Below are 25,676 nucleotides of genomic sequence, written 5' to 3' on the forward strand. Positions count from 1 at the left end.
ATGGCATTCAGACTCCTGTTGTTGGCCTTCATTGCGGCGCTCATTTATCGCTACTTGAAATCGCGCCGACAGCAGGAGCAGTTTTATTATCTGAATCACTATCAATTCCCCAGTGGCATTCGCCGCAGGCTGGCGCTGAAATATCCCGAGCTCAATGACGAGCAATGGGCACTCGTCGCCAAGGCCATGCGGCAATATTTCCGTCTGCACCGGTACAGCAAGCGTGCGACACTGGCGATGCCATCTCGCATCGTTGATGATTTCTGGCATGAGTTTATTTTGCACACCGCCGTGTACCAGGAGTTTTGCCAAAAAGCACTGGGGCGCTTTATTCATCACACGCCCGCAGAAAGTACTGTCGAGAGTAAATCAGTGCGCAGAGCGTGGGACTTGGCTTGCCGTGATGAAGGACTGCGGGCAGGGCAAATTGACCGCCTGCCGCTACTGTTTGCGATTGATAGCCAGCTGCAGATTCCCGAGGGGTTCTTATACAGCGCCACGGCATTTCAAAACCAAAATAAAGACAGCAGCAGTTGCAGCGGCGGCAGCTGCGGTTCGGGTGCCGATTGCAATAGCAGTGACTGCGGAGACAGTGGCAGTAGTTGTGGTAGCGGCTGCGGTGGCGGCGGAGACTAATGATGCATTTACCCGAACATTTACAAAGTATCTGGCAGCAACTTGGCATTGCGCCTGAAGTATTGCAGCAAAAATCGCTGTGCGTTTTTGAAGAAGCCGCCGAGTTGCGAGATGTCGAAACCGCTGCTGATGGCCGCGTCTGGCAACTGACCCCGGCCGCCGCACAGGCATGGCAAGCGATGCAGGCCGCCGCGCTCAGCGATGGTATCGAGCTAAAAATTGCCTCGGCCTACCGCGCCAGTTCGCGACAAGTTGAGCTCATCGAGCGCAAACTCAATCTCGGTCAATCGATAGATGACATCCTGCAAGTACTCGCACCACCCGGTTGCAGCGAGCACCATACTGGCCGTGCCATTGATATTTACCAGCCCGGCGGGCCAATCGTCGAAGAAGCGTTTGAAACCACCTGCGCCTTTGCCTGGCTAAGCCAGCATGCCACGCACTATGGCTTTACGTTGTCTTTCCCGCGCGATAATCCGTTTGGCTATGTTTACGAGCCATGGCATTGGTGCTGGCAGCTACGGAGCTAAAATAAGGGTATTGCCTTGAAATCATCACAAATAAATAACTTAGAGGCTATACCCCATGATTATTGTTCGAAATGACCATTTATACCCCACAAAACAGCCAAGCTACGGCCTATAGGGGATAAACGGTACTTCATATTTGGCTAAATGAATCGATATTGATGTCAAGGGCATAGAAAAACGGCATCGGCCGCCGCCCTAAAGAAGAACATCATGGTCTACGCTATTCATCCCGTTTGGGGCACGACCCAACGCCCAGAGTCATTACGCTATGGCCTGTATCAGGTCAGCAGCCAAGGTGAAGTCGAAATTGCCCGCGCTTTGCGTTTGGAATCGGTCGAAACCTTGCGCCAGCACTTACTCAACCATAGCAATACAAAGTAATACGTAAGCTTCAAATCAAGACTACGAAGCAATACTCTGTATATTGAGCCGCGCTCTCTCGCCTACAGCCTTGATCTATATGATGATTCAGGCTCACTTCCTTACTTCAAGCTGATTAAGCTTCTCGAATGCGAAAATAGACGTATCGTAAAAAGCTGACGAGAAAAGGTGAGCTGATTCATTGCAGTATTAGGGTTTTTACTTATCTATGTGTTTGTTCTAGCTAATTATTTACGAATATTTCATTTTTATTTTACTTTTTACTTTCATATAAGATCAAAAGTAGTAAGTTATTGATTGAGTACACCCCCTGTAAATTAGAAAATAGTGATGTTTATTTTGGCGGTTACAGCCAGAAAAACACCATAAAAATCAGGGGAAAACTCAATGAAATACCAGTTGAATCAAGCCGCGTTCGCCATTTTGGCTGCCGCAGCTTGGCATAATTCAGCCAGTGCCGCATCGTGCGCGGATGCTTGGCAAGCCAGCAAAGCCTATTTCGCAGGTAGTACCGTCAATTACCAAGGCAAAGACTACCGCGCAAAATGGTGGACGCAGGGTGAAGACCCCGCCAATAACGCCATCGTTGGCAAACCTTGGGAATTAATCGGCGCTTGCAGCACCAGCAGCACACCGATACCCACAGCGAGTATTCCCCCCACAATCAAACCAACGAATGCGCCTACAGCAATACCCACACCCACAGTAAGCCCGACACCAGCGGCTACATTAGCCCCCAGCCCTACGCCAACGCCGAAACCGACTGCGATTCCAACGATTGCACCTACCGCAACTCCGACAGCAGTCCCAACCGCAGCCCCAACAACAGCTCCGACACTAAACCCAACAAGCGCCCCCACCAGCACGCCTGCTGCAAGCAATAGCTGCAATGCGGAATGGGTCGCAACGAATACCTATGTGGCTGGTAATAAAGTCACGCGCAATGGCGTCAATTACCAAGCCAAATGGTGGACGCAAGGCAATGATCCAGTCTCCAATTCCGGCGATGCACAGCCATGGCAAAATATGGGCCCTTGCGGTAATACAGCGACGCCCACGCTGACGCCAACACCGGCAGTCACCCCCATCGCCAGCGCATCATCCTCAGCCACACCCAGCACCAGCATCACACCTAGCCCGCAGCCAAGCAGCACACCAACGGGAAATGGCATTGATCATTTGCTGATTAATGAAGTGGCCGCCGATCCAAGCGGCCAAGGCAGCTGGTTCGAGATTTACAACCCGACCAATCAAACGATCACGCTCAACGATGTGAGCGCGCGTATTCAAAGCAAACAGCTCGGTAGCGCCAGCAGCTATGCGCTGAGCGGCACGATCAATGCGAAATCCTACGTGGTCGTTTCAACCAACACCGACGCCGTAGCGCCCAAGAAAAATACGCAATTGCAATACATTGGCAATGCGCAAGATTGGCCGGTGTGGAGCAATGACAATGGCGCGATTGAGCTGGTACGCAATGGCCAAACCGTCGATTTTGTCCGCTTCGGTAATAGCAATAGCCAGCCATTGAGCGCCATGGCATGGCAAGGCAGCAATGCACCGGCGCTCACCGGTAATGCGAGCTACTCATTGGTGCGCTATTTCACGCAAACAGTCGATAGCGATAGTGCCGCCGATTGGCGCGTCGTGCCTTTTGGAACACCAGCAGGCCAGAATGATATCGATAGCAATGCCACCGACAGCGATCACGATGGCATTCCAACGAGCGCCAAGCAGCCTGGCGGCACTTATGCTGGGATGGATTTATACGCCATGGGCGCACGTGCAGCCCGTCCAACGATTTTGATTCACATTGATTGGATGCAAACCAATACCGATGAAGGCATCAAGCCACGCAAAGAAGCGCTGCAACTGGTGCGCGAAGCCTTTAACCGCAAAGGGATTGATGTGCTCTTTGATGCGGGTCAGCTGCATAATCCAAACTTTAGCCCCGCCGATTTCAATCTGGGTAATGGCAAGGAAGTGCCGTTTGCGCGTTGCGTGACGCTGTATAAAAACGCCGATTGCGCCGATGTAATGGCGTATAAAAATGACAGCATGGATGTACGTCGCCGCTTGATTTTCCACTATATGTTGATGGGCTCAACACAAAACACCAATGGCTACGGTGGCTCATCGGGCCTCGCTGAAATCAATGGCAATGACCTGCTAATTTCACTGGGTTTCTGGGGCCTGAATAGCAGCTCAGGCACCGAGCTATACAAGCTGATCAATTACCAAGCCGGTACCATCATGCATGAATTAGGCCACAATCTGGGCCTGTATCACGGCGGCAACGAAGGCACGAATAACAAACCCAATTATCTAAGCGTAATGAATTACGATTACCAGCTCAATGGCGTGCCGAGTGATCCGGCAGGTCAAAGCATGAGTGAGCGGATTTATTATCGTCAGAATAATCTGGGGCGCGCCACGCCCAGCAAAGCGGCCAATAGCTATGGCGTATGCGATTTGCTCGACGGGCCGTGCGGTAATCGCTTTGTGATTGATTATTCCAATGGTAGCAGTATGGCGCTCAATGAATGGGGTTTAGATGAATCACGCCTCATCGGTCGCGGAGCCAATAATGGCGCTTTTGCCGATTGGAATGTCAACGGCAAAGTCGAGCAAAGCGTCGCTTTTGACAGCAATGGCGACGGCATCACGCAAACTGCACTGAGCGATTATGATGACTGGGGTCATATTCAATTGGCGTTTAATGTCGGCTCAATCAGCGCCTTGGGTCTACGCACAGCAGCCGAGCCGATCACGCCTAATTCAAAACACAGTCGCAAATTGCATGATGAGCGCAAGGAAGTGGCAGCAGAAAGCCCGCCGCCAGCGCATATGTTGAAAAAACACTCAGCAGCCAATTAACTAAGCCCGCCCACATTAAGCCGCGCTCGTCGCGGCTTAATGATTTTGCGCGAACTGCATATCACTGATCACTTCATCAAGCGGGTCGGCATATTCAATCGCAATCTGTTCAAATTGATCCGCCACCTGCAAAAATGCATCGACTAAATCAGGGTCGAAATGGCTATTGCGTCCTTGTTTAATAATATCAACCGACATCTGATGGCTAAATGGCGGTTTGTAAACACGCCGACTCAGTAGTGCATCATACACATCGGCCAAGGCCATAAGACGAGCAGAAATCGGTATTTCATCCCCTTTGAGGCCTTGCGGGTAGCCACTGCCATCCCATTTTTCCTGATGACCGTAGGCAATCTCACGGGCATACAGTAGAAATTTGCTGTCCTCACCTAAAACCCGCTCCACCTCCAAAATGATATTTCGCCCATAGGTCGGGTGATTTTTCATAATGGTAAATTCTTCGTCACTGAGCTTGCCTGGTTTGTGCAAAATCGCATCGGGAATACCTACTTTGCCAATGTCGTGCAAGGGTGCAGATTTAGCCATCCATTCGATATTTTCTGCGCTTAACTCATGGCTAAACCTTGGATGCTGCGCGATGGTGTTAGCCAAGAGGCGCAAATATTCTTGCGTCCTTTTCAAATGCAAACCAGTTTCTTCATCGCGTAATTCGGCCATCACCCCCATCGCCATAATCGTGGCGTCCTGCATTTTGAGCAGCTCAGCCGTCCTTTGTGCGACCCGCTCTTCGAGCGTTTGATTGTGCATTTTTAATGCCGTTTTTAAATCCTGTACCTGCAAATGAGTTCGAATTCGCGTTTGCACAATCATGGGCAGTAAAGGCTTATGAATATAATCGACCGCACCCGCCTCAAAGCCGATCAGTTCATCAGACTCCTGAGTTTTGGCGGTGAGAAAAATCACCGGGATATCCGCCGTAATCGGGTTGGCTTTTAAGCGACGACATACTTCGACACCGTCCATCTCGGGCATCATGACATCCAGCAAAATCAAATCAGGAATAGGCTCGCGTTCAGCCAGCTCCAGCGCCAGCCTGCCATGAGTAGCGATCCGCAATTTATATTGATCTTTCAATAACGCATTGAGTACCGCCAAATTGGCAGGCGTGTCATCCACCAACAATATGGTACGTCGATAGGATTGGTAAAATTCAACCATGCGCCACTCCCAATACTTTGCCCCTTAGTTCGGTCAGGTAGCGTTGCGCCAGTGCAAAATTGAAATCATCATGAATGGCATGCCCTAATCGATCTAATAATTTTTGATCCGGCCATTGCGCCAAGAGCGCACGGAGCTGCTCAAATTCATCGACGGCATCCCCATCGCAATTTTGAATCAACTTCTCTAATGCCTTAAATAAGACTTCGACACTGGCAGTATCGACCGCCAAAATTTGATTTGATTGATCTTCAGACGGATACACCCTAGCCACAGCCTGCAACATCTGCTGTATTGCTTGCTCAAACTCACCCTCGAGTTGACCACGCTGAGCAGGATGTTGGTGCAATTGTATTTCCAGCCTAGCCGCCACATCGGCCAATTTACTCATCCCTAAGGTACTGGCAACGCCTTTGATCGAATGCACTAAGCGGACTGCCGAGCGATGGTCGCTCAGTAGTAATTGCTGAAACTGCGCATAGCTCGCTTGATAATCGTGCAAAAATTGCCGAAACAGTGCTTCATATAATTGAGCATCCCCCATCAATCGCACCAAGACATCGTGCGTATCAACCCCGTCAATCTGAGGCACCAAGCTGTCATCAAACGACCCAAAGCGCTGATCTACCACTTCGGGCGCGGTAATTTTATCGCCGACCCATTTGGCAATCGTCGCGAACAAGACATCGGGTTGGATGGGTTTGGTAACGTAATCGTTCATGCCATTATCGAGGCAACGCTGACGTTCATCCGACATGGCATGCGCCGTCATGGCAATAATCGGTAGCTGTTGCAAGCGTGGCTCGCAGCGTATCAGCCGCGTCGTATCATGCCCATCGAGCACCGGCATCTGCAAATCCATCAACACCAAATCGCAGGGCAAAGGTTCAATCGACAACCAACCTAATGCTTCGCCGCCATGCTGGGCCATAATCACGCTCGCACCAACGCCGCTGAGTAATTCGCTGGCCACCTGCTGATTGAGCGGATTATCTTCCACCAGCAAAATCCGTAAGCCATGCAAGAATTGGCTATCCTGATTGGCCAGCACATGCGACTCGACTGGCGGCTCGTCAGATTTTTCCAGCACCAGCGTGAAATGAAAGGTACTGCCTATATCGGGCTGACTCACGACCCAGATATCGCCGCCCATCAACTCCACCAAACGCTTAGAAATCGACAATCCCAAACCAGTGCCGCCAAATTGCCGCGTCGTCGAGCCATCCGCTTGAATAAAAGGTCTAAATAAGCGCAGTGATTGTTCTGGGCTAAGCCCAATCCCAGTGTCTTGTACCGTGGTATGCAGGCGAATTTGCTTGCCAATTTCCGCAACGCGTTCGATATAGACCTTAACTTCTCCTTGCTGCGTAAATTTGATTGCATTGCCGACCAGATTATTCAAAATCTGCCCTAAACGCAGCGGATCCCCCAGCAGCACCGACGGGCAATCTGCGGCGATCTCTACTTTAAATCGCAGGCCTTTTTCTTCGGCTTTGACCTGATGCAGCGCATACAGCTGCTCCATCACCGAAGCCAGCCGAAAGCTCGTGGCTTCAATCTGCAGTTTGTCAGCCTCGATTTTCGAAAAATCGAGAATATCATTCAGGATATGCAGTAAAGATTCCGCTGCCGCGCTGGTTTTTTGCAAATAATCGCGCTGCTTTTGCGATAAATCGGTTTTCAAGGTCAGATGCGTCATGCCCAGAATGGCATTCATTGGCGTGCGGATTTCATGACTCATATTGGCGAGAAAATCGCTTTTGAGCCGATTAGCCTGATCAGCAGCCTCTTTGGCCGCCAGCAATTGCGCTTCGACTTGTTTTTTCTCCTGCACCAAGCCGCGCAATAAATTACTTAATTGCTCGAGATTGGTTTGATCTTGCACCAGCACTTTGTGCCCCAAATCTTGCAGCAAGACATTGGCGGTATCCCATAAGGAATCTAATACGCGCTGACGGGCGATTGCCTCAAGGCGTAAATCTTGATTTGCCTGGGTTAATTCGGTCGAGCTTAATTCCAGGCTACGCGAGCGTAATTCCAAATCACGCTCACCCTGCTCATAGGCTTCGCCCACGGCCAGCAAAAAACCTCGCACTTTATCAGGCGACAAAACACTGAAATCACCCGCTTCGATCGCAGACAAAGCCATCTCGCAGGCGGCTTCATCGCCCCAGGCAAAATGTCGTTTTAATTGCCGTAACAGCAGGCGATTCATAATTAGACTTCGCGCAAGATGCTGATGGTCATCGTTTGATTGTGTAATTTACATTCGGTCGATTTAACGAAGGGACTGATTTCACCGTAGGAATAAAAACCAGTAATGGTCGCTCCTTGCCCCAATACATCAGCGACCGCTTCGACTTCTTCATCGACGCGTCCACCCATGACCAATTTGCGCCCGACACAGCTCACCAAGATAGCCAATGCATGGTCACAACGACTGAGCATGTCATGGGCCGCGTTGGCAGCCACTTCAGCACCTTCGATTAAGGCATCATTGCTGGCATGCATCAGGCGCAAATAGCCATCAGGTAAAATATCGCCGGCCAAGATCAATGAACCAGCCGTTTCATCCACGCCCAATATCGTTCGCACCAAACCAATCGCCGAATGATCTTGCCCCAGCATTTCAAATGGAAATAACAGACCCGATGCCGGTAATTGCGCGGCATAATCGCCTAAATAGCGTTTATATATATCCAACGCTGACTCGCCATCCAGTTCATACAGCACATTGCCTGCACTGCGCGTCACTTTGCGTGCGGGGCCAAATGGCTTCCAACCGCCAAATGAGCCGTGTCCTACCAAGATGCCTTTTGGTAGCCCCAGAGCCACAATCGTGTGTTGGCTGACGCCGTCATTATTGAGCACGCAGGTTTTTTTAAACTCACCCCCATCCCCCGCCAAACCACCAATAATGGGTAAATCAGGGGTCAGGTGCCGAGCTAGCCCTTCAATCAAAGCACTGCCATTGATATTGACGCCTTGCCCTAGCAACAATACGGCAGATAATTCCAAATCGGCTAATTGGCTGGCCAAACGCTCACCCGCTGCGGCGCTGTCTTCCATTTCGAGTAATTGCGTGCTGGCCAAATAGGGTTGACCGACGTTCCAGCTCACCGTAGTGATAACCGCAGTATCATCATCGACGCCATGAGCGCTGATCTCGCCCGCCGTCGAACAACCAGCTAATACCGCGGCGGGAAATGCTTGCCGCAATTGCGCATAAAAAACCGGATTTTCGAGTAGTGCGATGCTGGCAAAGACCAAAACCCAATCGGGGTTAGGATTGGCAAAACGATTCAGTGCCGCGTGTAGATCATTGATAGTTCGGATGTGTTGTTGTTCGATCTGCATGAAAATACTCCATCAGCTGATGCTTTAGTCTAGTCAAGCAAATCACAGTTTTCATCTTAAAGAATACAAGCCTGAATTTCGATTTATACCCCCATACACCCACTCAAATGATGGGCTACAAAATTCAGTCTTTATTCAGCCAAATTCAATCACAATGGGCATACCATCAGCACCAGCGTCCTGTATTTAAAACTAAATATTGCGTAGGTATATATATGAAAATCAATTTATATTTGGCATTGATCGCTATACCCCAAGCAGTTATCTCATTCGTGCTATTAGCAATGCTGGCTTTGACTAGCGCAAGCAGTCAGGCCGATACCAATATGCGCTGTGGCAACAAAATAATTGGCATCAATAGCAGCCAAAGTACGGTGCGCGCGCGCTGCGGCGAGCCAGCTGAAATGAACCAATACAGCGAGCCGGTGAAATACCGTAACCATCGCGGACTGTGGGTCGCTGATCCGAATCAGCCTACTAAAACTGTCACAGAGTGGGTTTACAATTTTGGCCCTGACAAACTCATGATGCGCGTTAAATTCGTCAATGGCAGCCTCGTTGATGTTCAAACTTTGGGTTACGGTGATTAGTTTGAATGCATTGATCCAATGCGAACCCAAGCATGAGTCACATGCTGCAACGCAGCAATAAGTCCTTGATCTGTCGTCATTTTGAACTAATACGCCGTCAAAATTGACGCTAGCAAGACTTCATGAAAAACTAGCAATAACATCCCTTCACGCTAATTCGACGTGAAGCAATCCACTATTCCTCGGCCCAGCTTTCATGATCTCTACCGATCTGTTGCAAGCATTGTTTGAGATTTCCCCTTCTGGCATCGCCATTGCAGATGAGCAGGGCCGCTATCTGCAAGTGAATGATTCTTATTGCCGCCTGTTTGGCTATACGCGCGCAGAATTAATCGGCCAAACTTTTGGCCTGATTTTAAGCGATACCGAAAAAGTGCTTGAACCGATGATCTTGAATTTGGCACTCAGCCAAGATCAAGGCGCCCCAACTGAATGGAAAGTCAGGCACAAAGATGGCCGCACCCTGTTTGTGCACTCCGCGTTTCAAACCTTTATCAATGCCGATGGTAGCGCGCAAATTCTAACCATCCTGAGCGATGTGACCGCCTTGGTTTGCACGCTCAATGCCGTGCAAGATCACGAAGCGCAGCTGATTAAAACCAATGAATCGCTCGAACAAATGGTTTTCCGCCGCACTCTGCAATTGGAGCAAGCCAATGAAGAGCTAGCCCGCCTTGCGACACAAGATTCGCTAACTGGCATCTTAAATCGACGCGCCTTTGAATACGAAAGCAACAAAGCCATATACAGCGCAGATCGCCATCATCGACCGATCTCTTTCCTGTTTTTGGATATCGACCACTTTAAAGCCATCAACGATAACTATGGTCATGCCGTCGGTGACCATGTATTGCAAACCTTGGCCAGCACCATCCAAGCCTCGCTACGCACTTCCGATTTGCTCGCGCGCTGGGGTGGCGAAGAATTTGTTATTTGCCTACCCGATACGCTCTTATCTGATGCGATCGTGGTGGGTGAAAAAATTCTCGCCGCGTGTCGCCGACTCAAGATCAAACATCAGCAAACGAGTATCGCCATCACCATCAGTGGCGGCTTGGTCGAGCGCGAATTCAATTGCGCACTGCAAGAAACGCTACAACAAGCGGATGTTTTACTCTATCAAGCCAAAAAAGCCGGTCGAGATTGTCTACTGTGGCCAACCGACAAACAACTTAATTCAGCACTGATATTTAGCGAAACTACCGCATAAAAAAAGCCGCTTTTCAGCGGCTTTTTTGCTTTTAGTGCTTTGACTGCTCATTAAATCGCACCCAAATAATCGGCTTTGCCAACTTCAACCCCATTGCTGCGCAAGATGGCGTAGGCGGTGGTGAGGTGGAAATACAAATTGGGCGCAACAAAATTAAGCAAATACACTTCAGCGCTCATCGGGTTGGGCAAGAACGACAGCTTGATCGTTTTGCTGCCCGCATCGGCAAATGCCGCTTCTGGAATTGCCTCAATAAACGCCAAAGTTTCATCAATACGCGTTTTGAGTTCGGCAAAGGTTTTTTCATTGTCATCGTGTTTGGGCGCTTCGGTGCCCGACAGGCGCGCGACGGCAAATTTCGCGGTGTCACAGACGATCTGGATTTGCTTCACAAACGGCAGCATATCGGGCGCTAGGCGCAAGCCGAGCATCGTTTCATCGCTGACCTTTTTGTTCAAGGCAAATTCAACGCCTTTATCGAGCAGATGAGAAAGCTGTGTCAAAGCGCGGGTATAAACCGGTACAGATAATTGGTAGTAGCTGAACATCAGGGTGTCTCCAGTTAATTTTCCAGCAAACTCATTCATCGCAATGAGCATCTCATCAGCATTGGCGCTTAGCCCAACATATTCAAGTGCTCTAAGCTATCGATTGCGCCATGCCAGATACGGTCACGATGTATCTCATCAAAGACCATATCAGCAATAGTCTCTGGCGATATACCCGTAGTATCAATTTCGAAATCGTACGTTAATTCTTGATGAACGCGCTCAAATTCCCACGCCGCCATCCCGATCGCGCGATCACCGCGCGCTTGTTCACGCCGATTTAATTCATCCAAATCGCAATGCACGCCGATTAGCGCAATGCGATAGCCTGCTAATTCCGTGAGCAATTCCCGCTTCTCAGCCCGCTCGCACCAGGCATTATCCAAAATCAAATGGCAACCGGCCTGCAGCAGACCCGGCAAAGCATAGTGATAGGCGCGCACCAGTTGGCCAAAATCATGGCCACGCCGCTGGATCGGCTCACCGCGTTGCATCGCCGCCAAGTCACTGCCTGGCAAGGCGTACAGCACGGCATCAATGCTGAAATTGAGATATTGCTGCGGCAGCTTTTCCTGCAAAGCTTTGGCCAAGCTGGTTTTGCCCGAGCTGCTACAGCCATTCAAAATAATGATTTGAGGGAGTTCCATAATTCACATCGGATGATTGGATGTTAAAAAACCCGAGGTGTTATGCTTCGGGAATGTTCAGCTTGATGACATGCCCCACTCGCGAAGCGAGGCACCCCTCAAGGAGGGGTCGGGAGGGGTGGGAATAGCACATCAAGGCTGCGCTCCAACACCTAATTTCTTAGGCTCGGCTTTGCCGAGACTTGGAAAACGTAATCTCTTAGCTTGTCAGCAGCCTGAAAAATCCCGAGGTTTTACACTCGGGATTGCTAGATTTACTGTACCGATTTGGGCTCGTCGCCGTCGATCTCGATCTCACTGACCGGCACTTCTTCGGCGGGCGGTCGCGCCCAGAACATGCGATCGGGAATCATCTGCCCCATGCCAGGGCGATAGGCATTGCTAATGGCTTGGAAGGTATATTCCTGCGCTTCCTGCATCGCGGTGGCAATGTCAGCGCCGTTGGCCAAAGCCCCCGCCATCGCCGAGGCCAATGTGGCACCCGCACCGTGGAAACTGCCCGGCAGGCGCTCCCATTTATCCGAACGCACGCGACCCATCGCGCTGTACAAGGTATTGACGACTTTCGGTGTTTTTTCGTGCGTACCGGCGATCAATACATACTCGCAACCACATTGCAGCATGCGCTGCGCGGCGGCATCGAGCGGCAAATCTTCTTGCTCGTCTGGATCATCCGTACCCAATTTTCGCGCATCATCGCTATTACATGTGACTAGAAAACTATGCGGCAACAACAGCTCGCGCATGGCGCTATATAAATCTTCATCCGATAATTCCTCGCCGCGGCCCATGCTAAACACGGGCTCCAGAATCAGCGGAATATCGGGGTAATCGGATGCAATCTCGGCGATCACCGCCAGATTTTCCACGCTGCCGACCATGCCGACTTTGATCGCATCGATTTTGATGTCTTCTAAGATAAAACGTGCTTGTTCATCGACAAACTCGCTATCAACCGCCTGAAAACTCTGTACGCCAGCGGTGTCTTGCACCGTCATCGCCGTGACGATCGGCAAGGCATGGCAACCCAATGAGGCCAAAGTCAGAATATCGGCCATTAAGCCTGCGCCGCCCGATGGGTCGTTCGCGGCAAAAACCAGTACTGTGGGCGGGGTTGGAGTCATAGGTGGCGTCAATTTCAAGAATGATTCAGGTAGAATCTGAATTCTAAACTACTCTGCCCCGGTAAAGCTGATGAAAAAGTATATGTGCTTGATTTGTGCGTTTATTTACGACGAAGCGGCAGGTCGCCCGGAAGATAACATTCCACCCGGCACCAAATGGGAAGATGTGCCCACCAACTGGACCTGTCCCGATTGCGGCGCGCGTAAAGACGATTTTGAAATGGTGCAAATCTAACAAGTCGACTCCCATGAAAAAAACACTTCTTCTTGCAAGCATGGCGCTGGCTTTACTCACCGCTTGCCAACAAGTGAACACCACCCAAGGCGGCGCAGTGGGTGCCAATCGCAAGCAAAGTATGAGTACGCTATTGTCGGCGAAAGACGTCGATCAAATGGCCGCTGCTGCCTACACCGATTCGCTCAAGCAAGCGCGGCAGAAAAATGCGCTCTTGCCCGCCAATGATCCCGTCGCCATTCGAGTGAAAAATATTGCGGCGCGCATCATTCCGCAAACAGCGGTGTTTCGCCCTGATGCGGCAAATTGGAAATGGGAAGTCAACGTCGAGAAAAGCCCCGAGCTCAATGCCTATTGCATGGCCGGCGGTAAAATCATGTTTTACACAGGCATTATTGATCAGCTCAAACTCACCGATGATGAAATCGCCCAGATTATGGGCCATGAAATCAGCCATGCGCTGCGTGAACACAGTCGCGAACGCCTGAGCGAGCAATACAATAAACAGCTGGGCTTGCAAGGTATCTCGATTGCCGCATCGATTCTGGGCGGTGGCAAATACGATGGCCTCACCAATGCAGCACTGGGTGTAGGCAGTCAGGCCTATGACGTGGCTTTGGCGCTGCCCAATAGCCGCACACATGAATCGGAAGCCGATATGATGGGGCTGGAATTGGCGGCTCGCGCGGGTTACAACCCCAATGCAGCAGTCACCCTATGGCAAAAGATGGCTGCCGCTAGCAAGGGTGCGCCACCGCAATTTTTGTCGACTCACCCATCCAATCAAACGCGCATCGCCGAGCTACAGGCTAAGATCCCAGCCGTGATGCCACTGTACGAAGCGGCGCGTAAAAATAAATAGTCTGCTTTAAGACAACGGACGCCTCGGCAGTTTCGCCGACAATCCGAGCTTCAATCACTTGGAGTCGCTGCATGTTATGGGTTAAAGCATTTCATATTATTTTTGTGATTAGCTGGTTTGCCGGGCTGTTTTATTTGCCACGCATTTTTGTGAACCACGCAATGGCAACCGAGCCCGTCGAGATTGAACGCCTGAAATTAATGGAGCGAAAACTATTTCGCTTTATGACGCCCATCGCCGTTCTCGCGCTCGGCTTTGGTATCTGGATGTGGGGCTATTACGCCTTTTATATGGGCGCAGGCTGGTACTGGATGCACGCCAAACTGGCTTTGGTCGCGCTCTTAGTCGCCTATCACCTCTGGTGTGGCAAAATCTATCGCGATTTCGCGGCCGATAAAAATCGTCGCAGCCATGTGTGGTATCGCGTATTTAACGAAATCCCTGTGCTGATTTTGATGGCCGTGGTGATTCTAGTCGTGGTTAAACCTTTCTAATCTGAGTATTCCATGAAAAATATCGTCCTGATCGCTGCGCTGGCAGCCTTGCTTAGCGCCTGTGGTGAGCCCAAATCGAGCTGCGGCGTTTACGCCATTGGCCCCGATCAAATTCGCGAGCTGATCAAAGAAAACAAAGCCGAGCCAGCGCCAGGACGTACCGAAAAAGCCAAACTACCGCCGAATTTCCCCACGGAATTACTCGATAAAGACGGTTTTTATCGCGGCATGGCGGTATTTTGCAAAATAGATGAAGCCAAAGCAGCGCTCACCGCGCAAGGCCATCAAGGCTGGAGCGTGTATGAGCTCAATACCGATTGGGATAAAAACGTCTATCAAGCCGACGATCAGGCTTTCCATTTAAAAGACATCGCAACCATCAAACAGGCGATTGAATAATGGCCATCGAAATCGAGCGCAAATTCCTACTCAATAATCAACATTGGCGCGAGCAAGTTTCACGCAGCACCCGCATTGCGCAAGGCTATCTGAATGCCGAGCCAAGCCGCACCGTGCGCGTGCGCGTCAAAGGTGATAGCGGCTTTATCACCATCAAAGGCAAAAACGAAGGCATTAGCCGCGTCGAATTTGAATATGAGATACCCGCCGCAGATGCGTTGGAACTGCTCAAGCTCTGCCCCAATGTGCTCGACAAAACACGCCACTTGGTCAACATCGACGGCCATACGTTTGAAATCGACGAATTTCACGGCTTAAACAATGGGCTTATCGTCGCTGAAATCGAGCTTGCCAGCGAAAACGCCAGCTACCCGCAACCCGATTGGCTAGGGCCCGAAGTCTCGGGCGATGTGCGTTATTACAATAGTGCGCTGTCGGAAAAACCGTTTTCAAGCTGGTAAAATAGCCGTACACATCAGGGTCGACTTAGTCGGCCCCTTATTTTATCTGGGGTATAGCTCTGAAAATAAATCAGAATATAAACTTCAGATAAATACCATATAGAGGTATTTATGAATCGCAATGAACAACTCTTCGCCGCCGCCCAGCAACACATCCCCGGTGGCGTCAATTCTCCCGTGCGTGCATTCGGCTCGGTTGGCGGTACACCGCGCTTTTTTGCCAAAGGTGAAGGCGCTTATGTGTGGGACGCTGACGGTAAAAAATACATCGATTATGTTGGCTCTTGGGGCCCGCTCATTCTTGGCCACGCGCATCCTGCCGTGATCGAAGCCGTGACACGCACCGCGCAAAACGGCATGAGCTTTGGTGCACCCACCGAAGGCGAAGTCCATATCGCCGATTTGCTATGCCAGATGTTGCCCTCGCTCGAGCAAGTTCGCCTTGTTTCGAGCGGCACCGAAGCCACGATGAGCGCCATCCGCCTCGCGCGTGGCTTTACCGGCCGCGATAAGTTGATCAAATTTGAAGGCTGCTACCACGGCCATGCTGATAGTTTGCTGGTGAAAGCAGGCTCGGGCTTGCTGACGTTTGGGAATCCATCATCTGCTGGTGTCCCTGCTGCCGTGGCCGCCGATACCATCGTACTGCCGTATAACGATGTCGCCGCACTCGAAGCGCTGTTTGCTGAACAAGGCGACAAAATCGCCGCGCTAATTGTTGAGCCAATCGCCGGCAATATGAATCTGGTGCAACCCAGCAAAGAATTCGTCGCGGCCATGAGGAAATTAACGCAAGATCACGGCGCAGTATTGATTTACGATGAAGTGATGACAGGGTTTCGCGTTGGACTCCAATGTGCACAAGGCCTGCACGGCATTACCCCCGATCTGACCTGCTTGGGTAAAGTCGTCGGCGGTGGCCTGCCACTGGCCGCATTTGGCGGTCGCGCCGACATTATGGCCAAACTCGCCCCCCTCGGCCCCGTTTATCAAGCCGGTACGCTCTCAGGCAATCCGCTCGCCGTCGCTGCGGGTATGGTCACCTTGCAAGAGATCAGCAAACCGGGTTTCTTTGAAGCATTAAGCGCCAAAACCCAAGCTTTCGCCGACGGCCTGAACGCCATTGGCCAGCAATTAGCCAATACCAAAACCATCAGCGCCCAATCGGTCGGCGGTATGTTCGGCATTTATTGCAGCCCAAATATTCCGCACAGCTACAGCGATGTGATGAATAGCGACCGAGTGCGCTTTAACGCCTTCTTCCACGCCATGCTCGATGAAGGCATTTACCTTGCCCCATCGGCATTTGAGGCGGGGTTTGTTAGCGCTGCACATACAAATACTGAGATCCAAATCACTCTGGACATTGCCAAGGCAGTTTTGCATAAAATTTAAGCAAAATCGTCTGATTAATACAACTAAGCCCCTAATTATTAGGGGCTTTTTTATTGCCATCCCAAAATCGAAAGCAACCACTCATACGGATTCTCACCGCGTTCGTCAAGCTAACAAGACAAAGCTAAGGTCTTGTTCTAATTTGAAAATCAACACAAGCAATTTATAAACTGATCCGAAGCTTAAGCAATGCAAAACATACTAGATCAGCACCGTTCAGCTTGGAAAAAGCTACGTTGAATTTTTGTACGGCTAGGTCACATACAGATCCATATAAATTAGTATATTCTAATATTACCATTGTAAAAATTTCCTGATGTGCGCAAAAACGTCAGTTCTTAGGAGTACCGGACATGAGTAATACTTTTAAAGTAAACACCATCGCAGCTTGGCTCTACCTTGCGTTCCCCATGGTCGTTATTCCACTTTATGCAGCGGAACCCTATCCTGCCTTGCCACCGACACTTTCCACATCAGTCGATCCAAATGTAATGCTGTTGATAGATAACTCGGGGAGTATGTTGCAAGACGGTAGCAATAATTGGATTACTCAATCAAGCAATTCAAGCTGTAATCAAACCAACGAAATTTGGACTGGTTGTATTGGAAATTCGACCTACCGCAATTGGATCGACAGCGAATCAAGCAATCCAAATACCAAAATGAATATTGCAAAAAAGGTTGCTAGGTCTTTAATTACCAATAATCCAAAATTACGTTGGGGACTTGCATCATTTAGGGTGAATGACACTACAACTGTAGGCGGCTCAGAACGCGGTGAATCTGCAAAAATAGTAACACCGATTGGCAGTTCAATTGGCACCTCAACTGATAGCAGTACTGCGACTGTACTGGGAGGTATTAATAGTTTGCGAGCAAGGACTGCAACACCACTAGGTGAAGCATTGCTGGAAATTACTCAATATTATCAAGGCAAAGCCTCTTTATATGGGCTGATTTCAGAGAATTACACCAGTCCAATTCAATATCGCTGCCAAAAAAACTTCACGATTGTGATTACCGATGGAGATGCAACAAACGATGACAATTTACCAGGCAGTGGAAAAAGTGCAATTAGCTATACCTCTATCGATGCTGCGAATAATTCAGTTAATAAAAGTTTTAGTGTTTGTACCGCAGTTTCAAGCCCAGATTGCCCTGCAGCCTTAGAAGGAAGTTCAGGAACACCTGGCTTTGGTGATACAACAAATCGCCCACGTGCAATTCGCGATGTCGCGAAATATGCCAATGATTTAGATATGCGAACTTCTGGAAATGATCTGGATGGAAAATCATTTGATGATACCAAATTTAAAAAACAAAATATGCAAACCTATACCGTCGGATTTAGTGTATTGAATGATGTTTTACCTGCAACAGCAAGTGTGGGTGGAGGTAAATATTATACTGCCACAGATGAAACAACTTTATCGACTGCGCTAACAAATGCAGTCAATGAAATTATTGCTTCTATTTCAAATGCCGGCGGGGTAGCAACACAAACAGAAACTTATACAGCAGGCAATAAAGTATTCCAACCAGTATTCAATCCAAAAGGTTGGTATGGTGAATTACGTTGTTATAACCTAGATTCATATGGCAATTTTGATCCAGTTACTTCCAAATGTACACCAAATGCGAAAGCAGTATTTCCAGCTGTAGCTAGCAGAAAAATATACTCATCAACCAATCCAACTAGCACAAGTACCTCCACTTCAAGCGGTACAACTGCCTTTAGTTTTGATACCAGCACTGGTTTAACAGCAATGAGCACAACTCAGAAAACAGCATTAGGTGCTACTGCTACAGATCAACAAAATATCATTAATTATATCCGTGGTACCGATGGGACATTTAGATCACGAACAAATGGACTATTGGGAGATATTGTAGATAGCCAACCTATTGTCGTTTCGAAACCGGCAGGAGAATCTACAGATACCGATTATGCAACATTCAAAACGGCGAATGCATCGCGAAGTATGGTCTTTATAGGTGCGAATGATGGCATGATGCATGGATTTGATATTAATAATATGACGGAAATTTTAGGGTATATACCCGCCACACTGTATTCAAAATTACCAAATTTAAGTAAAACAGATTATGGTGAAAATACAACTCCACATAATTTTTATGTGAATGGTAGTATGCGCCAAGCAGATATTAAAGCAGGTGGTAGCTGGAAAACAATATTAGTAGGTGGACTAGGCCAAGGTGGTAAAGCCTATTATGCAATTGATGCGACTCAAGCAAGTAATTTTTCATCAGCATCAGCAACAGTCAAATGGGAACGCAATAATTTAAATTCACCATCAATTGGCTATACTTTACCAGCACCAATAATTTACAACGTACGAACTTCATCTTCAACTGTTGTCCCTGCCGTAATTTTAGCTAATGGTTATGAAAATAATTGGGGTGTAACTCCTGTAACGGCAAACACATCTTCCTTACTCATAGTTAATGCCAACACGGGCGATCTTATTAAAGAAATCACCGTGCCAAATAGCACGGGGCTATCTTCACCAGCTGGTGCTGATTTTGGACAAGATGGAATATTGGACTATGTTTATGCCGGTGATATGAGCGGAAAATTATGGCGTTTTGATTTAACTGATAACAATCCAAATAATTTTAAAGTTGCACCTAACCCTATTTATGATGCCGGTACTACAAAACCAATTGCAATGCGGCCAGCAGTTATGGCACTCAACAAAACAAATGGTGATGCAATTGGGAATTTAATATTTTTTGGCACTGGTAAATTATTAACCGATACAGATAGAACAAATACAGATCAACAAACATTCTATGCTGTCATTGATAAGATGGTTGATACACCAGTTACGGTAACACAATCTGATTTACAAGTACAAACAGTGATAGACACAAAATCAACAACAAGTAATCGTATTGGAAATTATCGAAAAGTATCAAATAACAGTTTAGACCTCCAATCTGCTACAAATACCAAATTAGGATGGTATATAGATTTTCCAATATCCAGCGAAAAATTAGTTACATCACCGATGCTTTATGACGACAAATTAATTTTCGGTACGGGTGTACCTTTAGCAACAGAAAAATGTATTCCTGGGGGTAAGGGCTGGATTATGGGTTTGAATCCATTAACAGGATCAGTAACTACTAATAAAAAAGGTAATAAATACAGTTTTATTGATATAAATAGTGATAATAAAGCAACAGCAGCAGACCAAATTTCATTTACGACTGGTGCGGAATATATGAGTGGATATGAAAAATCAGGTATTCCAACCGAATTATCGTATGTATCTTCTGAGAATAAAATTATAACCCCGACTAATTCAGACACTAGTTTAGGCGCAATAGGTAGTGTTATTGCGCAACGCGAGTCAAATTACGCGGCCGTCTATATTGGCAATGCAAAAGCAGGTGTGAAATCAGGGGTTCCTCAACCTAAACCAGCTTCAACAGGTAAAGGATCTCTATATGGTGGAACAATTGGTAGTGATACAGTCGATAAAGAAACATTATTATCTCCATCAACAGGTGTAAAAGTTGAAATTAGTACTTGGCGGGAGATCAAATAATGAGTATATATTCCCGAAAGAAAATGCATGGTATGACCTTAATTGAAATGATGATTACCATTTCTATACTGGGGATTTTATCTGCTATTGCAATTCCCAATATGATGGATTGGGTAAGAGATGCTCGATTAGCAAGTCAAAGTGATCTATTAGTAACAGGTCTTAGCTCAGCACGATTAGAAGCAGTGAAACGTAGAAGTGATGTTGTCTTTTGTCCAGCTAATGATGCAAACACAGCTACGGCCTGTTCTGGAACTGCAGCTGATTGGTCCAAAGGCTGGCTAATAATGACAGGGACAGAAATCATTCAAAGATTCGTGGTTCAAAAAGGGATCACAATTAGTCCAACAGTTGCAGGAGCGGCAATTACATCTACAACATTTAATGCCACATTGGGAAGCTCTCAAGCTGCTGGTTTAGTCAACTTTAGTGCTTGTATTACAGGCCGAAAAGGACATTCGGTAGCAATTTATCAATCAGGTCATATAAGTAAAAGTATCACTAGCACAACTTGTTCATAGTTGATGAATTAAAGGCATAAATATGAAACGCCAACGTGGTTTATCACTAATTGAAGTCATGGTTTCAATTTTAATACTTGCTTTAGGCCTTTTAGGTTTAGCAGGTTTACAGACCCGCGCCGTAATTATGAATCAAAGTAGCTATTATCGAAGTATTGCAGCGGATATTGGTGCAGAGCTAGGCGATCGAATCCGCGCAAATAGAACGCCATTTCTTGCAAGCAGCGACGCATTGCCCGTGCGATTACCACCTGACTTTTCAAAATGTACTCAAAATTCTGGAGATGAAGATCATATTACTTGTCAGGCACAAGATACGGGTCATGATGTATATTTGGTTTCAACAGAAATGACAGAGTGGAATTCATTTTTAAGATCGCAATTACCAAATGCAACATATACATTAACAAGTGGAGCTGGACAATCAACTGGGTTTTATCGTTATACATTAACAATTACTTGGAATGATAATCGAGCAGCAGCGACGGGCTCACAGTCAACAAGTTATAGTACGGTGCTCGAATAATGAAAAAAAATACCGGTTTTACTTTAATTGAGTTAATGGTTGCAATGGGAATTGCAATGGTAACTTTATTGGCTGTTTCAACCTTGTATATCAATACAAAACAAACTTTCAATTTGCAAGGAATGCAAAATAGATTATCAGAAGATGGACGCTTTGCTATATCAATGTTACAACGTGTAATTAGCCAAGCCGGTTTTCGCCCCAATCCAAATGCATTAATTACTTCCGATCGAATTTCAGCTATTTCAAACAGTTCATTATCAGTACGATTTAATTCTGATGGAACAAATCAAATAGGTTGTAACGGGACATCTACTGCTGCAGGAGATACAACATTAACAATTTCATCAGCCAGTAATAAACTGCAATGTGACACCATCGATTGGATTACACCTAGCACAACCGGAACGGGTAATGCTACCGAAGTAGTTGATTTTAAAGTGCAATATGGTATTGATGAAGCTGACACTGATGCAGGTCTGCCAAATACGCCTGCAGACTATGGGTGTGGAGCGCTTGCAACAGATACTTCATTCAGAGTACGAAATTGTATTCCGAATAGATATGTAAATACATTACCTGGTGGTGTAAACGCTGATCAAATTGTGGCAGTTAAAGTTTGTTTAGTATTAAGAACAGAAAAAACTGATAATTCATTAGTAAAATCAGCAGCAATCAATGATTGTAGTGGTACTGCAATTACCAATTCTCAAAATGATAAAAAATTATATAGAACTTTCAGATCGACAATTATGATTAAAAATAGGTAAGGCTTAATATGAGAAAAAATCAGGAAGGTTTTATTTTAATTGTAGCCCTAATGCTGTTGGTAATTGTAACTATTCTAGTAGTAAATGGTATGCGTAGTACAACTATGAACGAAAAAATGGCTGGCAATTATATGGATAGAAATAGAGCTTTTCAAGCCGCTGAACAAGGAATCAGGCAAGCATCGGCTTTTTTACAAAGTAATGCGGATGCTTGCCTATCTGGTTGTACCAATAGCAATACTTCAGGATCAGGACCCTTAGTCACTTCAATACCTGCAACTTGGAGTAATACATATGCGAGAGATGTTTCACTTGGTACTGGTCAATTGTCATCAGCAAAATACCTTATCAATCAATTACCAACTACTTTTTTACCTACTGATGGATCAAAAGCAAGTTGTATCCCTTATAGCATTATGAGTCGAGGACAAGGTATAGATTCACGTTCTGTAGTTATTCTTCAATCAACTGCATTTGTTTGCCCTACAAGTTAATCATAACTAATTGGATATATAACATGAAAAAAAATAATGATGGTTTTACTTTGATTGAATTAATGATTGTAATTGCAATTATTGGCATTCTTTCAGCAATAGCGTTACCTGCATACCAACAATATATTATTAAAACACGTAGGGCTGATGTTCAGCGACAATTGACATCACAAGCACAATCATTGGAAAGATATTTTACGTCTAATGGGACCTACGTTTCTTCTGGTACAACTTGTGCAGTGAATAATGAAACCAATACCTACTATACGATTACAAGTGTATGTAATACTCCAACTACATTTACTATTACTGCAACTGCAATAACTACAAAATCTCAGGCAAGTGATGGTGATCTTACACTTGATAATACAGGTGCAAGAACAGGGAAGTGGGCAAATTAATTACTTACTTATAATTTACTAATAATTTCAGTATAGTCTGGAATTCCTATATATTTTTTTAATAATTTTCCATCTTTTCCTATCAAAAAATTGGTTGGCGTTAATGTTACTCCGCCAAAACTTTGCGCAATTTTCCCATCTGCATCATAAATAATTTTGAATGGTATTTTTTCTTTATTTTTATAGTTTTTAATATATTCAATATTGTCATAACTCATTGCGATGGCAACTGTTTGAAAACGATCAGCACCATATTTGAGCTGTAATTTTTTCAATTCAGGCATTTCTTGCATACAGCCCGTACAGCTGGTGGCCCAGAAGTTGACCAATACAACTTTACCTTGGTAGTCAGATAATTTGATCTGTTGTCCATCTAAGGTCGTCATTGGTGCTTGAGTTGGTAGCTGTTCTTGCTGTGAGTACAGCAAATAGCCACCAAGTACTACTGCAAGTAGGCTAACACTGATCACTTGTAGACGGGTTTTCATACGTATTCCTTCTGTTGCTGTTTATTTTATGCGAAGTATGCTGTTCTGAGTGCGTGTTGGAGTGATGTTTTCTCAGAAAGTTTTCTTTACATATATATTGATAAGAAGAAGATAGTAATAATAGATAAGGGCAAGCTAGGTCTGTGGATAAGTCATTTTCCACAATTAAAACAATATTTTACGTTATCCACAACCCAGTCTAGGGTTTTGGTATTGCCTGTGGGTAATTTGGTGGGGGTTTTGTCCACATCCGGGTTTGCCTATTTATCCACAACGCCAGATTTGTTTCTCCACATGCCAAGTGGCTGATTTGATAAGACGTTTGTGAATAAAGCGTATAATCGCGCTTTTTCTTGGGGGTGCATAATGGCGATTCAGTGGTTTCCGGGGCATATGCATGTGGCTCGCAAGAAAGTGGCTGAGACTTTGGCCATCGTTGATGTCGTGATCGAGATCGTTGATGCGCGTATGCCTTTGTCGAGTAGCAATCCTATGATTGAAAAGCTACGTCAGCATCGTCAGCGGCCAGCTTTGAAAATTTTGAATAAAGCCGACTTGGCTGACCCTGCGCTCAATAAGGTGTGGTTGGAGTGGTTTCGAGCCCAACCGGGTACCGAAGCGATTTTGCTGGGTGAAGATAATAAGAAAGAAGCGCTCAAAAAAATCCCGCAACTGTGTTTGCGTTTAGCTCCGTTTCGCACTGGGGTGGAAAAACCTTTGCGTGCGATGATTATGGGTATTCCGAATGTCGGTAAATCGACGCTGCTTAATACTCTGGCGCAGCGTAAAGTGGCCAAGGTGGCCGATACGCCGGGTGTGACCAAATCTCAGCAGCGGATTGAAACGCTGGGTGGGGTGATTTTGTACGATACGCCAGGTTTGATGTGGCCAAAAGTGGAGCACGAGCCATCTGGATTTCGATTGGCGCTGGGCGGCTCAATTGGTCGCAATGCCTACGATGAAGTTGAAGTGGCTTACTTTGCAATCGAGCAACTGAAAGAGCGTTATCCAGCGGCTTTGATGGCACGCTATAAATTGCCTGATCTGAATGGTGAAGTGGAAGAGTTATTCCAGCGTATTGGCCGCAAGCGGGGCGCGGTCATGAGCGGTGGTGTGATTGATGAGCAAAAAACTGCGGATTTGATCATTACCGATTACCGAACCAAAGCGATTGGCCGGATGACGCTGGAAACGCCTGATGATTTTATCGGGGTGGATTTGGGTTCGGGTGAAGATGTACCGCCTGAAGCGGTTGAAAACGAAGAAGATGCAAATTAAGGCGGCTATCGATATTTTGATGGGTATGGCTTTGAAATGCTTTTATGGATTGCTTCTTGTTTAAATACCTAGGGTATGTATTTTTGCTGATTAGCAAGTCTCGGTGCATGAGCGTGTTTTCACGAGAAAATAGCTTAATATTGCAGGGGTACTTTGCAGATGGATGGTCGTTATGGAAGCAGAATTGGGTAATTTGGAAGAAAAAGTGCGGCAGCTCGCTGACCTTTGTCGCCATTTACGCGATGAAAATCGCACCTTGCGGCAAGAGTTGCTGCAAACACAGCATGAAAATCAGCACTTAACGACCAAATTAGCCGGCACCAAAGAACGTGTCGCGACGATTTTGGCCAAGTTGCCGGAGGACATGGTATGAGCGATGCGATCAAGCAGTTGGATATTTCGATTATGGGGCGCGAGTTTCGCGTCGCTTGCCCTGAAAGTGAAGAGGCCACTTTATTGCAAGCGGTGCAGTTGCTCGATAATCGAATGCATGAGATTCGCGGCAATGGCAAAGTGATCGGTTTGGAGAAGATTGCGATCATGGCGGCACTCAATATGACGCATGAGTTTCTGCAGACCAAAGTCCCCGGTGGAATTGACATTGGTGCGTTTCAGCGTAGAATCGATGGCATGAATTCAACGATTGATGCGGTGTTGCAAGAGCAAACCGAGCTCTTCTAAGCATCAGTTGTACGCTT

The 25,676-nt window shown here is 46.9% G+C and carries 28 protein-coding genes; 21 read left to right on the top strand and 7 right to left on the bottom strand.

The window, feature by feature from the left end; translation table 11 throughout:
* From HQ393_RS13550 to HQ393_RS13565, 4 genes are all read left to right on the top strand, one after another.
* Window positions 1–636, top strand: a complete 636-nt coding sequence (locus HQ393_RS13550; protein WP_179355681.1) for a glycine-rich domain-containing protein — start codon at window positions 1–3, stop codon at window positions 634–636.
* Window positions 636–1,166, top strand: coding sequence for a M15 family metallopeptidase (locus HQ393_RS13555; protein WP_246307895.1), 531 nt, complete (start codon window positions 636–638; stop codon window positions 1,164–1,166). Before HQ393_RS13550 ends, HQ393_RS13555 begins: the two co-directional genes overlap by 1 nt.
* 210 nt (window positions 1,167–1,376) lie before the next feature.
* A complete protein-coding gene (locus HQ393_RS13560) occupies window positions 1,377–1,547 on the top strand; it encodes a hypothetical protein (protein WP_179355682.1) in 171 nt (56 codons plus the stop codon).
* A gap of 387 nt (window positions 1,548–1,934) precedes the next feature.
* Complete coding sequence (locus HQ393_RS13565) at window positions 1,935–4,424, top strand: carbohydrate-binding protein (RefSeq protein ID WP_179355683.1); 2,490 nt, start codon at window positions 1,935–1,937, stop codon at window positions 4,422–4,424.
* Between the two features lie 36 nt (window positions 4,425–4,460).
* Here the strand turns inward: HQ393_RS13565 and HQ393_RS13570 are convergent, their stop codons facing one another.
* From HQ393_RS13570 to HQ393_RS13580, 3 genes are read right to left on the bottom strand one after another with little or no spacing between them, the layout of a single operon-like run.
* A complete protein-coding gene (locus HQ393_RS13570; protein WP_179355684.1) occupies window positions 4,461–5,603 on the bottom strand; it encodes an HD domain-containing phosphohydrolase in 1,143 nt (380 codons plus the stop codon).
* On the bottom strand, window positions 5,596–7,818 hold the full coding sequence (locus HQ393_RS13575; RefSeq protein WP_179355685.1) for an ATP-binding protein: 2,223 nt from the start codon (window positions 7,816–7,818) through the stop codon (window positions 5,596–5,598). The genes HQ393_RS13570 and HQ393_RS13575 overlap by 8 nt, the downstream gene beginning before the upstream one ends.
* A 2-nt stretch (window positions 7,819–7,820) precedes the next feature.
* On the bottom strand, window positions 7,821–8,960 hold the full coding sequence (locus HQ393_RS13580) for an FIST signal transduction protein (RefSeq protein ID WP_179355686.1): 1,140 nt from the start codon (window positions 8,958–8,960) through the stop codon (window positions 7,821–7,823).
* Window positions 8,961–9,175: 215 nt separating this feature from the next.
* Between HQ393_RS13580 and HQ393_RS13585 the strand changes: the two genes are divergently transcribed.
* Together HQ393_RS13585 and HQ393_RS13590 are read left to right on the top strand one after the other, a co-directional pair.
* Window positions 9,176–9,550, top strand: a complete 375-nt coding sequence (locus HQ393_RS13585) for a DUF2845 domain-containing protein (protein WP_179355687.1) — start codon at window positions 9,176–9,178, stop codon at window positions 9,548–9,550.
* Window positions 9,551–9,746: 196 nt separating this feature from the next.
* Complete coding sequence (locus HQ393_RS13590) at window positions 9,747–10,760, top strand: sensor domain-containing diguanylate cyclase (RefSeq protein ID WP_179355688.1); 1,014 nt, start codon at window positions 9,747–9,749, stop codon at window positions 10,758–10,760.
* 50 nt (window positions 10,761–10,810) lie between these two features.
* On the opposite strand, the gene HQ393_RS13595 is transcribed toward HQ393_RS13590, so the two are convergent.
* The 3 genes from HQ393_RS13595 to thiD form a co-directional block, all read right to left on the bottom strand.
* Window positions 10,811–11,308, bottom strand: a complete 498-nt coding sequence (locus tag HQ393_RS13595; RefSeq protein ID WP_179355689.1) for a DUF1993 domain-containing protein — start codon at window positions 11,306–11,308, stop codon at window positions 10,811–10,813.
* A 68-nt stretch (window positions 11,309–11,376) separates the two neighbouring features.
* Window positions 11,377–11,955, bottom strand: a complete 579-nt coding sequence (locus tag HQ393_RS13600) for a chloramphenicol phosphotransferase CPT family protein (RefSeq protein ID WP_179355690.1) — start codon at window positions 11,953–11,955, stop codon at window positions 11,377–11,379.
* A gap of 254 nt (window positions 11,956–12,209) precedes the next feature.
* Window positions 12,210–13,079, bottom strand: a complete 870-nt coding sequence (gene thiD, locus HQ393_RS13605; protein WP_179355691.1) for a bifunctional hydroxymethylpyrimidine kinase/phosphomethylpyrimidine kinase — start codon at window positions 13,077–13,079, stop codon at window positions 12,210–12,212.
* A gap of 70 nt (window positions 13,080–13,149) precedes the next feature.
* Between thiD and HQ393_RS13610 the strand changes: the two genes are divergently transcribed.
* The 12 genes from HQ393_RS13610 (at window position 13,150) to HQ393_RS17720 (ending at window position 23,212) form a co-directional block, all read left to right on the top strand.
* The gene (locus HQ393_RS13610) at window positions 13,150–13,314 is read left to right on the top strand and encodes a rubredoxin (protein WP_179355692.1); all 165 of its coding nucleotides are present in this window, start codon (window positions 13,150–13,152) and stop codon (window positions 13,312–13,314) included.
* Between the two features lie 13 nt (window positions 13,315–13,327).
* Window positions 13,328–14,176, top strand: coding sequence for a M48 family metallopeptidase (locus HQ393_RS13615; protein WP_179355693.1), 849 nt, complete (start codon window positions 13,328–13,330; stop codon window positions 14,174–14,176).
* 71 nt (window positions 14,177–14,247) lie between these two features.
* On the top strand, window positions 14,248–14,670 hold the full coding sequence (gene hemJ, locus HQ393_RS13620; protein ID WP_179355694.1) for a protoporphyrinogen oxidase HemJ: 423 nt from the start codon (window positions 14,248–14,250) through the stop codon (window positions 14,668–14,670).
* Between the two features lie 12 nt (window positions 14,671–14,682).
* Window positions 14,683–15,069, top strand: coding sequence for a DVU_2496 family lipoprotein (locus HQ393_RS13625; protein ID WP_179355695.1), 387 nt, complete (start codon window positions 14,683–14,685; stop codon window positions 15,067–15,069).
* Window positions 15,069–15,530 (top strand): CYTH domain-containing protein, encoded by a 462-nt coding sequence (locus HQ393_RS13630; protein WP_179355696.1) that lies wholly within the window; start codon window positions 15,069–15,071, stop codon window positions 15,528–15,530. Before HQ393_RS13625 ends, HQ393_RS13630 begins: the two co-directional genes overlap by 1 nt.
* Window positions 15,531–15,641: 111 nt before the next feature.
* Window positions 15,642–16,925 (top strand): glutamate-1-semialdehyde 2,1-aminomutase, encoded by a 1,284-nt coding sequence (hemL, locus tag HQ393_RS13635; protein ID WP_179355697.1) that lies wholly within the window; start codon window positions 15,642–15,644, stop codon window positions 16,923–16,925.
* A gap of 353 nt (window positions 16,926–17,278) precedes the next feature.
* Window positions 17,279–20,500, top strand: coding sequence for a PilC/PilY family type IV pilus protein (locus HQ393_RS13640; RefSeq protein WP_179355698.1), 3,222 nt, complete (start codon window positions 17,279–17,281; stop codon window positions 20,498–20,500).
* Window positions 20,500–21,021, top strand: coding sequence for a GspH/FimT family pseudopilin (locus HQ393_RS13645; protein WP_179355699.1), 522 nt, complete (start codon window positions 20,500–20,502; stop codon window positions 21,019–21,021). The genes HQ393_RS13640 and HQ393_RS13645 overlap by 1 nt, the downstream gene beginning before the upstream one ends.
* A gap of 22 nt (window positions 21,022–21,043) precedes the next feature.
* Window positions 21,044–21,547 (top strand): type IV pilus modification protein PilV, encoded by a 504-nt coding sequence (gene pilV / locus HQ393_RS13650; RefSeq protein WP_179355700.1) that lies wholly within the window; start codon window positions 21,044–21,046, stop codon window positions 21,545–21,547.
* Window positions 21,547–22,317 (top strand): PilW family protein, encoded by a 771-nt coding sequence (locus HQ393_RS13655; RefSeq protein ID WP_179355701.1) that lies wholly within the window; start codon window positions 21,547–21,549, stop codon window positions 22,315–22,317. Before pilV ends, HQ393_RS13655 begins: the two co-directional genes overlap by 1 nt.
* Window positions 22,318–22,325: 8 nt before the next feature.
* Complete coding sequence (locus tag HQ393_RS13660; protein ID WP_179355702.1) at window positions 22,326–22,811, top strand: pilus assembly PilX family protein; 486 nt, start codon at window positions 22,326–22,328, stop codon at window positions 22,809–22,811.
* Between the two features lie 23 nt (window positions 22,812–22,834).
* Entirely contained in the window at window positions 22,835–23,212 is a 378-nt protein-coding gene (locus HQ393_RS17720; protein ID WP_179355703.1) for a type IV pilin protein, read from the top strand.
* Window positions 23,213–23,220: 8 nt separating this feature from the next.
* Here the strand turns inward: HQ393_RS17720 and HQ393_RS13670 are convergent, their stop codons facing one another.
* Window positions 23,221–23,700, bottom strand: coding sequence for a TlpA disulfide reductase family protein (locus HQ393_RS13670; protein ID WP_179355704.1), 480 nt, complete (start codon window positions 23,698–23,700; stop codon window positions 23,221–23,223).
* A 366-nt stretch (window positions 23,701–24,066) separates the two neighbouring features.
* Between HQ393_RS13670 and ylqF the strand changes: the two genes are divergently transcribed.
* The 3 genes from ylqF (at window position 24,067) to HQ393_RS13685 (ending at window position 25,659) form a co-directional block, all read left to right on the top strand.
* Window positions 24,067–24,978 carry a ribosome biogenesis GTPase YlqF gene (gene ylqF / locus HQ393_RS13675; RefSeq protein WP_179355705.1) on the top strand — a complete coding sequence of 304 codons (912 nt, stop codon included), beginning with the start codon at window positions 24,067–24,069 and terminating at the stop codon, window positions 24,976–24,978.
* Between the two features lie 172 nt (window positions 24,979–25,150).
* A complete protein-coding gene (locus tag HQ393_RS13680) occupies window positions 25,151–25,351 on the top strand; it encodes a coiled-coil domain-containing protein (protein WP_179355706.1) in 201 nt (66 codons plus the stop codon).
* Window positions 25,348–25,659: a cell division protein ZapA gene (locus HQ393_RS13685; RefSeq protein ID WP_179355707.1), complete on the top strand. Its 312-nt coding sequence runs from the start codon at window positions 25,348–25,350 to the stop codon at window positions 25,657–25,659. Before HQ393_RS13680 ends, HQ393_RS13685 begins: the two co-directional genes overlap by 4 nt.
* Window positions 25,660–25,676: the final 17 nt, after the last annotated feature.

Origin of the sequence: Chitinibacter bivalviorum (assembly GCF_013403565.1) — a bacterium.
Classification (GTDB): Bacteria; Pseudomonadota; Gammaproteobacteria; order Burkholderiales; family Chitinibacteraceae; genus Chitinibacter; species Chitinibacter bivalviorum.